The organism is Actinomycetospora sp. (assembly GCF_036497245.1).
Classification (GTDB): domain Bacteria; phylum Actinomycetota; class Actinomycetes; order Mycobacteriales; family Pseudonocardiaceae; genus Actinomycetospora.
The window spans coordinates 1-16942 of sequence record NZ_DASXJS010000181.1; the positions used below are offsets into that span (position 1 = coordinate 1).

Consider the following 16942-nt stretch of genomic DNA (forward strand, 5'->3'; position numbering starts at 1 on the left):
GGCTGGCAGATCCACACCGTCCACGACGGACTCGGCGACCAACCCCACACCGTCCGCACCACCACCCCGACCGGACACACCTACACCAGCCGAGCCGGACCGTGACGCGAACTCCAGCCCGACGCATGGTGATCACGACCGGCACGTTCGGCCGTCGAGGGGCTCGCCCTGCGGGCGACGCCGCGCGATACTCGTGGCAGGGCGCGGCCGCGGGGAGGCCGGCCCGAGCCGGCGGACGGTGGTGACGGACGTGCACGTGGAACCGCTGGCTCAACGGGTCGTCGACCTCATCGAGGGAGCCACCTTCACCCACCTCGACCCGGCGTCGGTCCTCGGCATGATCGCCGTGCTGCTCGCCGGAGCGGGCCTGGTGACGCTCACCAACTTCCCGCTCGACGCCCGGGAGCGGTTGTCGTTGCTCGTCGCCGAGCCGTTCCCACGCGTCGAGGCCTCGATCGGTGTCGTGCTGGCGCTGGACGGGGTGACCGACTCCGTGGCGTATCGGCTGCGTCGCCACGCCGAGCACCCGGCCGTCGACGGCCTCGTCGTCGCCACCACCGACCCGGAGACACTCTTCCTGCCACGGGAGATCGACGGCGTGCCGATACGGACGGCGCTCGTGCTCGACCTCGCGGCCGCCGACTCAGCGAGCTGAGTCGACGAGGGCCGGGCTCACCCGTCGCGGACCACGCCCAGAGCCGGCGGCCCCCCGACCGACGGCTCCTCGATCCTGTCCGTGGAGTGCACCAACCGAGGGCCGCCCGTCTCCGCCGGGGCTCCCTGGTCGAGGAACTCCAGCGCATCGATCAGCGAGCGCAGTACCGCGCTCCGCGGGATCGCACGGGAGATCCACACCTCGCGCGTGTCCGCGTCGGCGACCCAGGCGGTCCGGCCGTCGAGCTGCTGCCAGTAGACGCTGACGCCTGCCTCCGCGAGCAACGGCAGGGCGGCCAGCGGGTCCGGGCCAGTAGGTGACGTTGCGGTCATGCTCGGGCATCCGCACCGACCATGGGTTCCGGATCGAAAGTTGGTGCGCCTGGCTCAGGAGGACCGGCAGGAGGCGCAGCCGACTGGGTCGGTCAGGCTCAGGAGATCCTGACGTGTCCGGTGTGGGTGATGACCTCGAAGCGTCCGGTCGGGATGGTGTCCGCCATCCGACGGCAGGAACTCGAGGAACTCCGTCCGCTCGGCCCGGGCCGTGGGCCCTGGGCTGTCGATCAGCACCGTTTGGTGGTCGACCCTCGGGACATGTGCTGCGTAGACAGTTAGCGTGCTAACTGAATCGCCGGCGGAGCAACGACTCGTCGAATCCATCGCAACATTTAGCACGCTAAGCTATCGCGGACACCACGGAGGGGCTCCATGCCGGACACCGACTTCGACGCGTTCGCGCAGGCGAGCGACACCCTCTTCGCGACGGTGCGGAGCACCCGCGGCCGGATCGCGGCCGCCGAGGGACTCTCGTCGTCGCAGGCCCGGCTGATGGAGCCGCTCGCGGACCACGCCCCCGTCCCGGTCGGCAGGCTCGCGACGCTGGCGGGCGTCGCCGTGCCGACCGCGACCCGCATGCTGCAGGGCCTCGAGCGCCGCGGCATGGTGGCGCGGCGCCGCGCCGCGCACAGCGAGCGCGTGGTGGAGATCGATCTCACCGACACCGGGCGTGCGGCGCTGGACCACGAGCAGCGGCGTCTCCGCGAGCGTCAGCGCCGAACCTACGACTCCCTGACGCGCCGGGAACGGGCGCTCGCGCTCTCCCTGATGGCGAAGCTCACCGACCTGGCCGGCGACCTCTGAACGATCAGGGCGCCCCGCCGTCGAGGCGCAGGATCGCTCCGGTGCAGAACGACGCGTCAGAAGAGGCGAGGTACCGCACCGCCCCGACGATCTCCTCGGGCTCACCGCAGCGACCTAACGCCAGCGTCCGCTCGAACCGCTCGACCGTCTCCGGGTCCAGGCGGCCGCGATGTCGGTGCGGAACGGCCCGGCCTGTACCGCGTTGACCCGCACCGTCGGACCGAACGCGCGCGCCAGTCCCTCGGTGAGCGCGTTGAGCCCGGCCTTGGCGGCGGCGTAGGGCAACTCCTCCGGTCCCGGACGAATTGCGGCGACCGAGCTGATGTTCACGATCGCCCCGCCCCGGTCCGCGGCCATCCGGCGCCCGATCGAGGCCGACAGCCGGAACGGGCCCTTCAGGTTGACCCCGACGACCTTGTCGAACAGCTCCTCCGACACCGCGTCGAGAGACGGGTAGAGCGGCGAGAGGCCGGCGTTGTTGACCAGGACGTCGACCCGCCCGAACTCCGCGTACGCCGCCTCGACCAGCGCGTCGCAGTCCGCCCAGCGGGAGACGTTGCAGGCCACCGGCAGCGCCCGGACGTCGTGCTCGGCCTCGATCTCGGCGGCGAGCGCGGTGCACGCGTCGCCCTTCCGGCTGGCGATCACCACGTGGTCCCCGTCCGCCGCGAACGCCCGGACCATCTCCCGGCCCATCCCGCGGCTGCCACCGGTCACGAGGACCACCCGGCCACGGTCCCGTGCCACCACCTCGTCGGGCATGTGTCGCCTCCCGTCGTCGTCGGCCGCCGTCACCGCACCGTCCACGAATCCGCGCAGGCGACGGGGATCGCCCGGCAGCGCCGCTACCGGTCGAGCATCGCCTCTTCGTGGTCGATCTCGCGGAGCATCTCCACGAACACGCCGTCCTCGAGCCTGCCCTGGTCGCGGAAGCGCACGAACGTCTCCCGCTCTGCGGCGAGCATCTCGCGGCGCAGCCGGGAGAACGCGACGGTCGGCGCCTCCCCGATCTCTTCGAGAGGCCGTCCCAGGCGCTCCCACGCGCCGTTGGCCCGCTGTTCGGCCCACGAGCGCAGCTGGGTGGTGATGTGCTCCGGGGTGCCGTCCTCGGCCACCTCGTCGAGCCGGTGCATCGCGGCCTCCGCGGCGGCCTGCTTCGCGGCCGCCTCCTCGAGCGCGTCGTGCTGGGCCCCGGTGTCGTAGACCCGGAGCCGCCGGATGAGCCAGGGCAGGGTCAGCCCGTGGAGCAGCAGCGTCCCGACGGTCACCACGAAGGCCAGGAAGATGATCACGTCCCGGCCGGCCACCTCGTCGGGCACGGCGAACGCTGCCGCGAGCGTCACGACGCCCCGCATGCCCGACCACGAGATCACCGCGGGCACCCGCCAGGGGAGCCGCTGCTCCCGCTGGCGCACCCGGGGAACCAGCCGCGTGAGGTAGGTCGTGGGGAACACCCAGACGATGCGGGCGAGCACCGTCGCGAGGAGCACGGCGAGCCCCGCCAGGAACACGGTGCCGAGCCCGGAGCGCAGCTCGTTCACCACCACCACGAGCTGCAGCCCGATGAGCGCGAAGACGAACGCCTCGAGGACGGTGTCGAGCCCGGCCCACACCGCCTGGTCCTGCAACCGCGAGGCGAAGCCGCTCTCACTGGACTTGTGGCCGAGGTAGAGGCCCGCGACCACGACGGCGAGCACCCCGGACGCGTGGACGGGACCCGTGAAGTCCTCGGCGAGCACGTAGGTCGCGAAGGGGATGACGAGCCCGAGGGCACTCTCCATCACCGCGTCGTTGAGCTTGAGCCGGATGCGGTGCACGAGCCAGCCGATCACCGCGCCGACGACGACCCCACCCGCGGCGGTCAGCACGAACTCGCCGAGCCCGCCCAGCACGCTCGGCGTCGCCGCCCCGACCCCGGCGGCCGCGAGCATGATCCGCAGGAGGGTCAGCGCGGTGGCGTCGTTGAGCAGGCTCTCGCCCTCGAGGATCGCCATGACGCGCCGCTGCAGGCCGAGCCGACGACCGATGGACGCGGCAGCGACCGCGTCCGGTGGGGCCACGATCGCGCCGAGGATGAGGGCGCTGACCAGCGGCAGCCCGGGCAGGAACCACCAGGCCACGATGCCCACGACGAACGCGGTGAACAGCACCAGCCCGACGGCCAGCAGCCCGATCGGCCGCAGGTTCTCGCGCAACCGGCGCGGGGAGCTCTGCAGGCTCGCGGAGTAGAGCAGCGGCGCCAGGACCAGCGGGAGCACCAGGTCGGGGTCGAGCCGCACCTCGGGCATCCCGGGGACGAACGAGACTCCGAGGAACACGACGACGAGCGCGAGGGGCGGGGAGACACCCGCCTTGCGCGCCAGCACGGTCACCGCGAGAGACCCGACGAGGACCGCCAGGAGAATCCCGAGCGATTCGTTCACACAGAACCTCTCCTCCGCGGACACCGGCCGACGTCCGAGCCTAAGGCCCCGCGGCCCCGGTGCGGGCGAGCCAGGTCGGAGCCTGGGCCCGCTCCTCGATGTCGCGCGCACGGTCCAGGTGGGCGCGGGCGGAATCCGGGTCGCCCATCAGGCCCGCGAGGCGGCCCAGCCGGGAGGCCACCGAGCCGATGCCGAGCCCGACCGCCCACACCGCGATCTGCTCCGGGTACGGGGCGAGCACCCGGGCGAGCTGCTCGGCGCGGCGGCGGTCACCGAGGTCGACCGCGACGTCGGCACAGAGCACCCACGTCACCATCGTGCTGGCCTCGACGGTGAGGTCGCCGAGGTCGGGCGGGGCGAGCGCCTCGATGATCGCCGCCGCCTCGTCGGGCCGCCCGCTCTCGGCGCAGAGCACGGCGAGCGCGGCGTGGATGGAGGGCAGCTCGGGCGAACCGGCCACGACCTGGCGCACCACGTCCTCCGCCTCGGCGACCCGGCCCTGGTCGCGACGGAGCTGGAAGAGCTGGATCGCGTGGTAGAGCCGGGCGTCGGGCTGACCGGTGGCGCGGCCGGCGGCGGCGACGCGCTCCAGCAGACCCTCGGCGTCGGGATCGCCGCGTCGCAGCGCCCGGGCCACCCGTTGCAGCCCGGTCATCCACTCCAGCGTGGGTTGGCCGACCTCGGCGAGGAGATCCTCCTCGGCGTCGAGGCACCGGTCGGCCTCGACGGCGTCGCCGACCTCGACGGCGACCCGGAACCGCGTCCACCACGCGCGGTGCACCGCCACCGGGTCGCCGAGGCGGCGGGCGAGCTCCACCAGCTCGCCGGTCTCGGCGAGCCGGGTCGCCAGGGTGTCGGGCCCGCCGATCGCGAAGGGCCGGGCCACGAGGACGTCGGCGAGCACGGCGGGCCGGTCGAGCCGCCGCGCGATCGCCAGCGACTCGTCGGACAGGGCGAGACGCCGCGCGCGGTCGCCGGTGTGGAAGAGCTCGAGCGCCAGGACGGCGAGCAGGCGGGCGCGGGTCGGCGAGTCGGCGGGCCCGACGGCGTCCACGGCCGCCTCGAGGACGGCGACCCGTTCGCGGTCGGTGATGCCGAAGACCGACGGCTTGCTGCCGGGGCTGTTCGCGATCGCGGCCCGCGCGAGGCCCTCGGTGTCGCCGAGCGCGCGGGCGTGACCGGCCGCGGCGAGCAGGGTCTGGCGGTGGGCGACGTCGCCGGCGCGGCGTTCGGCCTCCCCGAGGGCGATGAGCAGCCCGACCCGCGACGGATCGTCGCCCGGCTCGAGCAGGTCGACCGCCTGCCGCAGCCACGTGACCGCCTCGTCGTGCGCGAGCTGGGCGGCCGCCCGCTCGCCCGCCGCCACCGCGTACGCCCGCGCCTTGCCGCGCTCGACGGCGCCGCCGCCCGCGCGGGACCAGTGGGCGGCGAGCGCGGCGAGGTGGTCGGCACCCGCGGTGGGGTGCTGCTCCTCGATCGCCACGGCGACGCGTCGGTGCCAGGCGGCGAGCCGGGCCGCGGTCAGTGCGTCGAGCACGGTGGCGCGCACCAGCGCGTGAGCGAACCGGTAGCGCGGCGTCCACCCCCCGACCTCGACGATCAGGCGCGCCTCGCCCGCCTCCTCGAGGGCGTCGAGCACGGTGTCCTCGTCGAACCCGCCCGCCGCGCGCACGACCGCCGGGTCGAACTCCGCACCGACGACGGCGGCGATCCGCAGCACCTCCACGGTGGCCCCGTCGAGCCGGGATAGGCGCCGGCCCATCACCTCGCGCACCCCCTCGGGCAGCCCGACCTCCTCGAGGTGGCTCCGCGCGTCGGGGCTGCGCAGCGTCCCGGTCTCGATCAGGTGGCGCAGCACCTCCAGGACGAAGAACGGCACACCCTCGGTCTCGGCGTGGATCGCCCGCGCCAGGGCCGCGTCGACGGGCGAGTCGCCGGGGGCCGCGCCGTGCAGCAGCTCGGCCACGGCGGACTCGCCCAGCCCGTCCAGGTGCATCCGCTCCACGCCCGGCTGCCGGCGCAGGTCGGCCAGCAGGGCGGTCAACGGATGGCCCCGGCCGGTCTCGGTGTCGCGGTAGGTCGCGACGACGACGAGGCCGGTCGTCAGCGGCGACCGGGTCACGTGACGCAGCAGCTGCAGGGTCGGGCGGGCGGCCCAGTGCAGGTCGTCGAGCAGGAGCAGCACCCGGGAGCCCTCCCCCGCCGCCGCCAGCCAGGACGCGACGGCCTCGAACAGGCGGTGCCGTTCGGTCTCCGGGTCGGCCCGCAGCGGCGGCTCGAGGTCTCCCAGCAGCTCGGCGATCTCGGGGACCAGCCGGGCCAGCTCACCGGGCCTGCGCCCGAGCGCGGTGCGCAGCGACTCCGGCGTGCCCCGTGCGACGTGGTCGCGCAGCGCTTCCACGAACGGCTGGTACGGCACGCCGAGGTCCTCGTCGCACCGGCCGGCGAGCACCGGCGCCTCTCGGGCGGCGCGGTCGGCGAGCTCGGCGGCGAGCCGGGTCTTGCCCACCCCGGGCTCCCCCGCCAGCAGGACCAGGCGGGCCCCGAACGCTCCGGCCGCGTCCCAGACCGCCTCGAGCCGCGACAGCTCGCCACCACGCCCGACGAACGCGCCGCCCCGCTCGGCGAGCAGGGCCACGGCCGGGGCGCGGCGCAGGACGACGGGTCGCCCCGCCACGGGCCCGGCGACGGGCCCGCCGACGGGTGCCGCGACCGGGCTCGGGTCGAGGGCGGGGTCCTGGCGCAGCACGGCGCCGTGCAGGCGGGCCAGGGCGGCGCTCGGGTCGATGCCGAGCTCCTCGCCGAGGTGGTGGCGCAGGTCGTCGTAGGCGCGCAGCGCGTCGGCCTGCCGGCCGGACTGGTAGAGCGCGGTCATCTGCTGCGCCCGCAGCCGCTCGCGCACCGGGTGCGCCCGGACCAGCCCGTCGAGCTCGCCGACCAGCTCGCCGTGGCGCCCGCACGCGAGATCGGCCTCGATGCGCTCCTCGAGGGCGCCGAGCCGGTCCTCCTCGAGCCGCGCCGCCTCGGAGCGGATCACCGGCGAGTCCAGAGCGTCGCCGAGCAGGGGCCCCCGCCACAGGTCCAGGGCGATGCGGAACGTCCGGGCCGCCTTCGCCGGGTCGGACGCGGACTCCGCGCGGCCGCGGGCCACGAGTCCGCAGAACCGCCGTGCGTCGACCGCGTCCGCGTCGACCGCCATGAGATAGCCCGGCGCCCGGGTCACGAGCAGCCCGTCGGCGCCGCACCCGCGCAGGGCCCGGCGCAGCCGCGACACGTGGACCCGCAGGGCGTGCTGCCAGCCCTCGGGCATCCGCTCGCCCCAGAGCTCCCCGGCGAGGCGCGCGGCGGGCACGACGGAGTCCGGCGCCAGCAGCAGGACGGCGAGCAGCGCGCGTTCACGCGCGCCCCCCAGTTCCACCGGACGCCCCGCCTCGTCCACGGCCTCCAACGGGCCGAGCACCCGGAACTCCATGCGCCGCCCCCCGGTCGCAGCCGGCCACTCACCGACACGACGAGCGTCCCACGCTCACCCCGACGGGTCAGTAGTCACTTCGACCGGTGACTCTGCGGTGACCCGGCACGCTACCGGCCGGCGGGACAGTCGTCGCCGAGCGGTCCCGATCAGCGGGACCACGACTTCCGAGGAGACCGGCCATGACCGCCGTCACCGACAACGCCACCACCGTCGCCACCGTCTACCAGGCCTTCGGGGCGGGCGACGTCGACACCCTCATGGGGCTCATGGCCGAGAACGTGCGCTGGGAGTCCGACTGGGAGGACAACTACGCCCAGCGCGCGGGCGGGCCTGCGCACTACAAGCCGTTCCACGGCCGCGACCAGCTCGGCGGCTTCTTCGAGGCCATGGGCGCCTGCACGTTCAGCCAGCTCGACGTCCGCGACGTCATCGCCGACGGCGACCGCGCCGTCGCCCGGGTCGCGCTCGCGTACACGCTCCCCAGCGGCGGCCGCTACCGCGACGAGCAGCTGCACCTGTGGACGTTCGACGGCGAGGGCAAGATCCTCGCGATCCGCCACTTCCTGGACACCGCCAAGCTGCTCGCCGCGACCCGGGGCGAGGACACCACGGCGGGACGGTCGTGAGGACCCGCCCCTGGCCGCGGCTGCCCCGGTCTCCGGACTTCGAGGACCCGGTCACATCGAGGTCGGCGCCGCACCCTGCTGGAGCGCGAACAGGCCGGTATAGCCGCCCGACCAGTCCGGCGGCACCAGGCACGGGCGGGGGTCGTGGTGGGCCCACTTCGCCGGGGCGCCCCGCACCATCTCCTCCGCGTGGCTCGAGCCGAGGGGGTTGAAGGTGTAGGTGTGCGCGTCGGCGGCCGAGTACACGTTGAGCAGGAGCGGGCGACCGATCGGCGACTCGTTGGCCGCCGAATGGTGCGCGGTGCGGCAGTTGTGGATGGTCACCGACCCGGCCGGGCCGGCCAGGTACTCGGTCCGCCCGACGTCGAGGGACGCCGCATCACGCGCGGACAGGGCACCGGCCCAGGCGCCGTCGTCACCGTAGAGGTCGTACAGCGGTCCGTCGTGGCTGCCCGGCAGCACACCGAGCGGGCCCTGCTCCATCCCGCAGTCGTACAGGTAGGTCCCGAAGGTGAGCGGGCTGTAGTTCGTGTGCGGCCAGTACTGGATGTCCTGGTGCCACTTGACCTCGGCGCCGCCCCGGGCCCACTTGAAGTTGAGCTTGGAGTGGTGGAACTTGACGTCGGGCCCGACGAGGTCGGCGGCGATGTCCCCCAGCAGGGAGTCACGCGCATAGGCCCAGTAGTCCGGATGCTGGTCGACCGGGCTGCTGACCCGGCGCAGCCGCGGCTCGTCGGCAGTGTGGTTCGGCTCGAGATCGAACACCGCGTCCGACGCGGCCAGCGACCGGCTCCGGTCGACCATCTCCTCGGTGGCGGCCCGGAGCCGGTCCAGCCACTCGTCGGGGATGATCCTCTCGAGGAGCAGGTAGCCGTTCTCCCAGTACGACTCCCGCTGCGCCTCGGTGATGACCTTGGGTGGCGTCTGCCGGATCTCCTCGATGAGCACGGCCGACCTCCTCGTGGTGGTGACCACTACCGCGAGTGGTCCTCCCGGCACGGTAGGTCGCCCGTCCTCGGCTCCTCAAGGGAGCAGCCGAGATCGAGAGCAGGTCGGGACGCTGGCGCCCCGTGCCGCTACCTCCAGGAGCCGACGACGGTGCGCGCCTCGGCCGGATCGACCACGACGGTCCGCTCGGCCGGGTCCTCGGCGGGAACGGGCGCCGACGCGTCGTCGTGCCGCGGTGCGGCGAGATCGGCCGCGTTCCCGCGGCGCAGCATCAGCATCCGCACCCCGAACGCCGCGACCCCGGCTCCGGCGATCAGCGCGATCAGCACCGGCACACCCAGACCGTGCGAGTCGTCCGCGGGCGGCAGGGCCGAGGCGTTGCCGGTCGGGACCACCTGGGCGTCCGGCGCGGCGGGCAGGGGCGCGGCGACGGGAGCGCCGAGGCCCGGGGCCGCGGGCACCAGGGCCGCAGGAGCGGGGGCCGCCAGGAGGTCGCCCGCCGCCGAGGGGGTGGCCGCACGCGAACCCGGCGCCGTCCGGGCCGCCGAGCGTCCGCCCGGGGCCGCGGCGGCGCCGCGCGCCGCCGGAGCGGGGAGGGCGGCGCGCGGGGCCGCCGCCACCGGAGCCCCGGCGGCACCCGGCGCGGCCGCGGGCGCCCCGGCGATCGGAGCGGTCCCGGGGGCCGCCATCGGAGCCGCGACCATGGGCGCCGCCACCGGCGCAGCCGCTGTGGCGGGCCCCGCCATCTGGACGTCCACCTCGCACCCCGGCCGTTGCATCGACGACGGGATCCGTGTCGCCGTCCCCGGCGAACCGCTCATCGTGTAGTCCTGGGGCACGCCCACCCGCGGCTTCACCCGCACGGTGTCGCCCGACATCGCCGTCACCGTCTGGCCGCAGGAGGCCGGCACCACCCGCGACGGCGCGGGAGCCGCCGACGCGACCCCCTCGCCCAGGGCGACCGTTCCGACGAGCAGACCGCCCGCGACGGCGGCCGTGGTGACGAGACGGGCAACAGACACCATCGCGGGATCCTCCGAGAACCGTGCTCGCCCGCCATCGCACCCTGCGTGCCGGTCGGGCGCCGACGCCGGGACCAACGAGGAGGCCCGGCAATGGTGATGAATCCCGTCCGGCGGCGCAGGATGGGTTCCCGACCACCACCGCGGGAGGACACGTGCCGGACATCCCGGTCAGCGACGTCGACCTGTTCGCCGACGAGGCGCGCATCGACCCGTACCCGATCTACGAGACGCTGCGCGACCTCGGGCCCGTCGTCGAGATGTCGCGCCACGGCCACTACGCGCTGCCGCGGTACGCGGACGTGCGGGCGGCCCTCATGGACTGGAAGACCTTCTCCTCGGCGAAGAGCGTCTTCGTCGACGAGACGCTGAACGCCCAGCTCGAGGGCATCACGCTGTGCAGTGACCCGCCGGACCACACGATGATGCGCTCGGTCCTCGGCCGGCCCCTGCGCCCCGACCGGATGCGCGACATCGCGCCGACGATCGAGGAGGAGGCCGACCGCATCGTCGGAAAGCTCGTGGCGCAGGGCCGCTTCGACGTCGCGACGGAGCTGGCCGAGCACCTGCCGTCGACGGTGGTCTCCAAGCTCGTCGGTCTCGGCGAGGGCCACCGCGGCAAGATGCTCGAGTGGGCGGCCGCGATCTGGGACGTCCAGGGCCCGGCCAACCAGCGCTTCCACGACGCGATGCCGCAGGTCGAGGAGTTCCTCGGCTTCGCCCAGAACGAGGCGGTCCCCGGCAACATCGACCCCGACGGCTGGGCCGCGCACCTCTACCAGGCGGCCGACCGCGGCGAGCTGCCCCGCGAGAAGTGCCCCGTCATGATGCTCGACTACGTCACCCCGAGCCTCGACACCACGATCCTCGGCATCACCGCGATGATCGCGCTCTTCGCGGCGCACCCCGACCAGTGGGATCTGGTGCGCGCGGACCGCTCGCTCATCCCGCACGCGATCAACGAGTCGCTCCGGATGGAGACCTCGGTCCCGCAGTTCACGCGGGTGCTCACCGAGGACCACGAGATCGACGGGGTGCCGCTGCCCGCCGGGAGCCGGGTCGCGCTGCTCTACGGCTCGGCCAACCGCGACGGGCGCAAGTACCCGGACCCGGATCGCTTCGACGTCACCCGCCGGCCATCGGACCACCTCGCCTTCGGTCGCGGCGAGCACGTGTGCGTCGGCATGCACCTCGCTCGGTTGGAGATGTCCGCCCTGCTCGAGCGACTCGCCGACCGGGTCGAGCGCTTCGAGGTCACCGACAGCCGCCCGCTGCTGAACAACGGGCTGCGCGGGCTGGAGCGCCTGGAGGTGACGGTCCGCTAGGGGCGGCGGCGCACCAGGTCGATCGCGGCCATGTCGCGGCGGGAGAGCACGAAGTCGGTGATCCCGATGTTCTCCGCCAGGCGCGCGGGGTCGGCCGACTTCGGGAAGACGACGATCCCGCGCTGCAGGTGCCAGCGCAGGATCACCTGCGCCGGCGTGCGGCCCACCCGCGCGGCGACCCGCCGCGCGGTGGGGTGGCCGACCAGCCGCCCTTCGCGCAACGGCCCCCACGACTCGGTCGTGATGCCCCGCCGACGGTGGTAGCGCTGCAAGCCCCGGTGCGGGGTGCGCGGGTTGACCCGGATCTGGTTGACCGCGGGCACGAGCCCGGTCCGTTCGACCAGCCGCTCGATCCCGCGGCGGCCGAAGTTCGAGAGCCCGACCGAGCGCACCCGCCCGTCCTCGCGCAGCGCCTCGAAGGCGCGCCAGGTCTCCACGTCCTGCTCGCCGGGCCGGTGGACGAGGAAGAGATCCACGTGGTCGGTGCCCAGCCGGCGCAGGCTCTCGTCGAGGGCGGCCCGTGCCGCGTCGTAGCCGTGCGCCTCGTCGTCGAGCTTCGTGGTGATCCAGACGTCCTCGCGCGCGACGCCGGCGTCGCGCAGACCCTGCCCGACCCCCGCCTCGTTGCCGTAGCCCTGGGCGGTGTCCACATGGCGGTAGCCCAGCTCCAGTGCCGTGCGCACGATGTCGGCGGTGTCCTCCGGGGGCACGTGGTAGACGCCGAGCCCGAACTGCGGGATCGCATGGCCGTCGTTCAGTGTCACTCGCGGCATGTCATCCATCAGAATCCGATGATGACCGACGTCGACGTAGCGGTGATCGGCGCCGGGTTCGCCGGGCTGGCCGCGCTGCACCTGCTGCGCGAGCGGGGCCTGCGGGTGCGCGCCTACGACGATGCGGGCAACGTCGGGGGCACGTGGTGGTGGCATGCCTTCCCGGGCTCCCACCTCGACACCGAATGCCACCTCTACCAGTACTTCTTCTCCGAGCAGCTCTACCGCGACTGGGGCTGGAGCGAGCGCTTCCCCGCCGGCTACGAGGTCCAGCGGTGGCTGCGCTTCGTCGCCGACCGGCTCGACCTGCGCCGCGACATCCGGCTCTCGACGCGGGTCGTCGAGGCGGTGCACACCGATTCCGGGCAGCACGGCGAGGCAGGCTGGACCCTGCGGACCGACCGGGGCGAGACGGTCCGCGCCCGGCACCTCGTCGCGTGCACCGGGCGGACGCCGGTCGAGCCGGACCTCGACGTCAGCGCGTTCGCGGGCCTCGTCGTGCGCACCGCGGCGTGGCCGGAGGACGGGCACGACCTGTTCCGACAGCGGGTCGGGATCGTCGGCACGACGACCGCGACGGTCCAGCTCGCGCCGACGATCGCCGACCGGGTGGCGCACCTGACCGTCGTGGCCGACGACCCCCGCGACGTCGCGCCGCGCTCCAACCCGGTCTACGGCTGGCAGGAGCGCGACGCCTACAAGGCGCGGTTCGCCGAGCTGCGCGACGCGCCCCCGCCCGGCGCCGCGCCGGTGCCCGACCGGGACGCGATGCGCCTGCGGCTGGGCGGCGACCGGCGGCTCGCGGAGCAGCTGGTCCCCGACGGCGACCCGGGCCGGGTCGTGCTGGACTCCGGCTGGCTGGAGCTGTTCTCGCGGGGCGACGTCGGCCTGGTCGCCCTCGGCGAGGTGGCACGGGTGCGGGCCGAGGGCCTCGAGCTGACCGACGGCAGCGTCGTCGCGCTCGACGTGCTCGTCGTCGCCGACGAGTTCGACGCCGGACCGCCGGCGTGGGAGGGCATCGAGGCGCACCCGAGCCTGTTCACGGTGGTCGCGCGGCCCGGACGGCTCCCGGGCCTCGACCTCCAGGAGCAGGTCGCCGCCGTCGTCGGGACACTGGCCCCATGACCAGCGAGACGCCACCCAGCGAGACGCCACCCAGCGAGACGCCACCCACCGAGATCCCGGCCGGCGAGGCCCGGCGCCGGCTCGACGCAGGCGAGGCCGTGCTGGTCGACGTGCGCGAGGCCGAGGAGTGGGCGGACGGACACGCGCCCGGAGCGCTGCACCGCCCGCTCTCCTCGCTCGACCCGGCCGAGTTCGCCGGACGGTCCGTCGTCACGACCTGCCGGGGCGGTGGGCGCGGCGGGCGGGCGGCCGCGGCGCTGGCCGAGGCGGGCGTCGAGGCCGCGAGCCTGGCCGGCGGGCTGCGCGCCTGGTCCGAGGACGGTGGGGCACTCGTGCGTGACGACGGTTCTCCCGGGGCCCTGGACGGCTAGCACGATGACCTTCGAGCTACGCCCGATCGGGCACGTGGAGTCCGCCCTGGCCGACCTCGACGACGCACCGAAGCAGGCCGACGAGGGGGCCCCGGACGCGTGGCTCGTGCTCGACCCGGCGCTGCGCGAAGCGGCCGCGGACATCGCGCCGGGCGACGAGCTCGTCGTGATCACCTGGCTGCACGAGTCCGACCGGGACGTGCTGGTGGTGCATCCGCGCAGCGATCCGTCGCGCCCGCCCACCGGCGTCTTCAGCACCCGGTCGCCCGCCCGGCCGAACCCGCTCGGTCTGCACACCGTCCGCGTCCTCGCCGTCGACGGCACCCGCATCCACGTCGACGCGCTCGAGGCGGTCGACGGCACCCCCGTCGTCGACCTCAAGCCGACGCTCTCGTCGCGGCGGTAGGTGGCCGCGCTGCGCACCCCTAGGTTGGTGCCCATGCAGGTGTCGACGGTGACCCGGTATCCCGTGAAGTCGATGCTCGGCCAGCAGGTCGAGCAGGCGGTCGTCGGGCCCACGGGGCTGGAGCGGGATCGGTGGCGGGCCCTGATGGATCCGTCGACGGGCTACGTGTGCACGGCCAAGCACCCGCGGCTGTGGCGGCGGCTCCTGCAGTACAGCGCGGCCGCCCACGACGACCAGGTCGTCGTCACCACGCCGGGCGGCGACACGCTCGACGCCGACGACCCGCGCCTCGTCGAGACCCTCACCGCCGACCTCGGCCGGGCGGTCGAGATCCGGGCGCAGCGTCCCGCGGCGTCGTCGGTGGAGCGCCCGGACCCCGAGGAGGTCCTCGCGCAGGGGGTCGAGGCCGAGGTCGAGGCGCCGACGCTGGAGATCTCCCAGGGCACCGCGGGCGACACGTTCGTCGATCACTCGCCGGTCCACCTGATCACGACGGCGACGCTCGACCACCTGGGCGTCGAGGCGCTGCGCTACCGCCCGAACCTGGTGATCTCCGCGGACGTGGCGCCGTTCGCCGAGAACGACTGGCTCGGCCGCGAGCTGACCGTGGGCGAGGTGGTGCTCCGCCTGACCCTGCCCACGCCACGGTGCTCGGTGCCGACGCTCGAGCACGGCGACCTGCCCCGGAACCCCGACGCGCTGCGGCCACTGCTGACCGGCAACCGGGTCGAGGTCCCGGGGTTCGGGGTACTGCCCTGCGCGGGGGCCTACGCGGAGGTCGTCCGGCCGGGCACCGTCCGCCGGGGAGACGTCGTCACCCTGGGTGCCTCCGGCTCGTGAGCACTCACGGTCGCTATAGCCGCAGTGAGTGCTCACGAGCGCGAAGCGCAGCTAGATGTCGTACCGGTCCAGCATCATGACCTTCTCCCACGCGGCCACGAAGTCACGGACGAACTTCGGTGCCGACCCGTTCTCGGCGTAGATCTCCGAGACCGCGCGGAGCTCGGAGTTCGACCCGAACGCGAGGTCGTTGCGGGTGCCGGTCCAGCGCACCTCGCCGTCGGCGCCGCGGGCCTCGTAGATCCCGTCCTCCTCGGCCACCTTCGCCCAGTTCGTGTTCCCGTCGAGCAGGTTCACGAAGAAGTCGTTCGTGAGCTGCCCGGGGCGCTCGGTGAGCACGCCGTGGGTCGAGCCGCCGGCGTTGGCCCCGAGCACGCGCAGGCCGCCGACCAGGACGGTCAGCTCCGGCGCGGAGAGGTTCAACAGGTTGGCGCGGTCCACGAGCGCGTACTCGGCCGGGAGCTGGTTGCCCTTGCCGAGGTAGTTGCGGAACCCGTCCGCACTCGGCTCGAGGTGGGTGAACGAGTCGGCGTCGGTCCACTCCTGGGCCGCGTCGGTACGGCCCGGGGTGAACGGCACCTCGATCTGGTGCCCACCGTCGGCCGCCGCCTTCTCGATCGCCGCGCCGCCGGCGAGGACGATCAGGTCGGCCAGCGAGATCTGGGTACCGGAGGCGTTGAAGTCGCGCTGCACGCCCTCGAGCGTCGAGATCACCCGCCGCAGCTCCTGCGGGTCGTTGACCTCCCAGTCGATCTGCGGGTCCAGGCGGACCCGTGCGCCGTTGGCGCCGCCCCGCTTGTCGCCGATGCGGAAGGTGGACGCGGATGCCCACGCCGCCTTGACCAGCGCCGACAGCGGAAGCCCCGTGGCGAGGACCGTCTTCTCGAGGTTCTCGACCTCGTCGTGCGTGACGAGCGGGCCCTGGTGCGCGGGCACCGGGTCCTGCCAGATCAGGGTCTCCCGCGGCACCCAGTCGCCGACGTAGCGCTGGATCGGGCCCATGTCGCGGTGGGTCAACTTGAACCAGGCGCGGGCGAAGGCGTCCGCGAACTCGCCGGGGTTCTGGTGGAACCGCTGCGAGATCTCCTTGTAGACCGGGTCGACCTTCAGCGACACGTCGGTGACGAGCATCGTGGGCTGACGGGTCAGCTCACCGGACTCGGGGTCGGGCACCGTGTTGGCGCCGCCGTCGTTCACCGGGCGGTACTGCCACGCCCCCGCAGGCGACTTGTGGAGCTCCCACTCGTAGCCGAACAGATTGTCGAAGTAGGCGTTGCTCCACTGCGCGGGCGTCGAGGTCCAGGTGACCTCGAGCCCGGAGGTGATGGCGTCGCGGCCCCGGCCCTTGCCGAAGCCCTGGCGCCAGCCCAGGCCCATCTCCTCGATGGAGGCACCCTCGGGCTCCGGACCCACGTACTGGTCGGGGTCGGCCGCGCCGTGGGTCTTGCCGAAGGTGTGGCCGCCGGCGATGAGGGCGACGGTCTCCTCGTCGTTCATCGCCATCCGGCGGAAGGTCTCCCGGATGTCGCGCGCGGACCGCAGCGGATCGGGCTCGCCGTTCGGGCCCTCCGGGTTGACGTAGATCAGCCCCATCTGCACCGCGCCCAGCGCCGTGTGCAGTTGCCGCTCGCCGCTATAGCGCTCGTCGCCCAGCCAGGTCCCTTCCGGACCCCAGTACAGCTCTTCCGGCTCCCAGGTGTCCGCCCGGCCACCGGCAAAGCCAAACGTCTTGAAGCCCATCGACTCCAGGGCGACGTTGCCGACCAGCACATAGAGGTCCGCCCACGACAGCTTGCGGCCATACTTCTGCTTGA

The 16942-nt window shown here is 74.0% G+C and carries 15 protein-coding genes and 1 pseudogene; 8 read left to right on the plus strand and 8 right to left on the minus strand.

The genetic code is table 11. From position 1 onward, the window contains the following. The first annotated feature begins 250 nt into the window (after window positions 1–250). The gene (locus VGI02_RS19100; RefSeq protein ID WP_331629744.1) at window positions 251–655 is read left to right on the plus strand and encodes a hypothetical protein; all 405 of its coding nucleotides are present in this window, start codon (window positions 251–253) and stop codon (window positions 653–655) included. 17 nt (window positions 656–672) lie between these two features. Here VGI02_RS19100 and VGI02_RS19105 read toward each other — a convergent pair whose 3' ends face one another. Next, window positions 673–987, minus strand: coding sequence for a hypothetical protein (locus tag VGI02_RS19105; protein ID WP_331629746.1), 315 nt, complete (start codon window positions 985–987; stop codon window positions 673–675). 375 nt (window positions 988–1362) lie between these two features. Here VGI02_RS19105 and VGI02_RS19110 point away from each other — a divergent pair, with 375 nt between their 5' ends. After that, on the plus strand, window positions 1363–1794 hold the full coding sequence (locus tag VGI02_RS19110; protein WP_331629748.1) for a MarR family winged helix-turn-helix transcriptional regulator: 432 nt from the start codon (window positions 1363–1365) through the stop codon (window positions 1792–1794). Window positions 1795–1798: 4 nt separating this feature from the next. On the opposite strand, the pseudogene VGI02_RS19115 reads toward VGI02_RS19110, so the two are convergent. The 3 genes and pseudogenes from VGI02_RS19115 to VGI02_RS19125 form a co-directional block, all read right to left on the minus strand. Beyond that, a pseudogene (locus tag VGI02_RS19115) lies at window positions 1799–2556 on the minus strand (SDR family NAD(P)-dependent oxidoreductase). An 83-nt stretch (window positions 2557–2639) separates the two neighbouring features. Beyond that, window positions 2640–4217, minus strand: coding sequence for a Na+/H+ antiporter (locus VGI02_RS19120; protein ID WP_331629750.1), 1578 nt, complete (start codon window positions 4215–4217; stop codon window positions 2640–2642). Between the two features lie 40 nt (window positions 4218–4257). Beyond that, the gene (locus tag VGI02_RS19125; RefSeq protein ID WP_331629752.1) at window positions 4258–7689 is read right to left on the minus strand and encodes an ATP-binding protein; all 3432 of its coding nucleotides are present in this window, start codon (window positions 7687–7689) and stop codon (window positions 4258–4260) included. Window positions 7690–7871: 182 nt separating this feature from the next. Here VGI02_RS19125 and VGI02_RS19130 point away from each other — a divergent pair, with 182 nt between their 5' ends. Continuing rightward, window positions 7872–8318, plus strand: coding sequence for a nuclear transport factor 2 family protein (locus VGI02_RS19130; protein WP_331629754.1), 447 nt, complete (start codon window positions 7872–7874; stop codon window positions 8316–8318). 51 nt (window positions 8319–8369) lie between these two features. On the opposite strand, the gene VGI02_RS19135 is transcribed toward VGI02_RS19130, so the two are convergent. After that, on the minus strand, window positions 8370–9266 hold the full coding sequence (locus VGI02_RS19135; RefSeq protein ID WP_331629756.1) for a phytanoyl-CoA dioxygenase family protein: 897 nt from the start codon (window positions 9264–9266) through the stop codon (window positions 8370–8372). 128 nt (window positions 9267–9394) lie between these two features. Beyond that, window positions 9395–10291, minus strand: a complete 897-nt coding sequence (locus VGI02_RS19140; protein WP_331629758.1) for a hypothetical protein — start codon at window positions 10289–10291, stop codon at window positions 9395–9397. A gap of 152 nt (window positions 10292–10443) precedes the next feature. Between VGI02_RS19140 and VGI02_RS19145 the strand changes: the two genes are divergently transcribed. Then, window positions 10444–11613: a cytochrome P450 gene (locus VGI02_RS19145; RefSeq protein WP_331629760.1), complete on the plus strand. Its 1170-nt coding sequence runs from the start codon at window positions 10444–10446 to the stop codon at window positions 11611–11613. Here VGI02_RS19145 and VGI02_RS19150 read toward each other — a convergent pair. Continuing rightward, complete coding sequence (locus VGI02_RS19150; RefSeq protein ID WP_331629762.1) at window positions 11610–12386, minus strand: aldo/keto reductase; 777 nt, start codon at window positions 12384–12386, stop codon at window positions 11610–11612. The two genes, VGI02_RS19145 and VGI02_RS19150, sit on opposite strands and share 4 nt — an antisense overlap. A 21-nt stretch (window positions 12387–12407) precedes the next feature. Here VGI02_RS19150 and VGI02_RS19155 point away from each other — a divergent pair, with 21 nt between their 5' ends. The 4 genes from VGI02_RS19155 to VGI02_RS19170 are packed head-to-tail and all read left to right on the plus strand — an operon-like array spanning window position 12408 to window position 15128. Further along, window positions 12408–13511, plus strand: coding sequence for a flavin-containing monooxygenase (locus VGI02_RS19155; RefSeq protein ID WP_331629764.1), 1104 nt, complete (start codon window positions 12408–12410; stop codon window positions 13509–13511). After that, window positions 13508–13882 (plus strand): rhodanese-like domain-containing protein, encoded by a 375-nt coding sequence (locus tag VGI02_RS19160; protein WP_331629766.1) that lies wholly within the window; start codon window positions 13508–13510, stop codon window positions 13880–13882. Before VGI02_RS19155 ends, VGI02_RS19160 begins: the two co-directional genes overlap by 4 nt. A 4-nt stretch (window positions 13883–13886) precedes the next feature. Next, window positions 13887–14288 carry a tRNA (N6-threonylcarbamoyladenosine(37)-N6)-methyltransferase TrmO gene (tsaA, locus tag VGI02_RS19165; protein WP_331629769.1) on the plus strand — a complete coding sequence of 134 codons (402 nt, stop codon included), beginning with the start codon at window positions 13887–13889 and terminating at the stop codon, window positions 14286–14288. A 48-nt stretch (window positions 14289–14336) separates the two neighbouring features. Next, window positions 14337–15128, plus strand: a complete 792-nt coding sequence (locus VGI02_RS19170; protein WP_331629771.1) for an MOSC domain-containing protein — start codon at window positions 14337–14339, stop codon at window positions 15126–15128. 51 nt (window positions 15129–15179) lie between these two features. Here the strand turns inward: VGI02_RS19170 and katG are convergent. Continuing rightward, on the minus strand, window positions 15180–16942 hold a 1763-nt coding region (gene katG / locus VGI02_RS19175), incomplete at its 5' end, for a catalase/peroxidase HPI (RefSeq protein WP_331629773.1).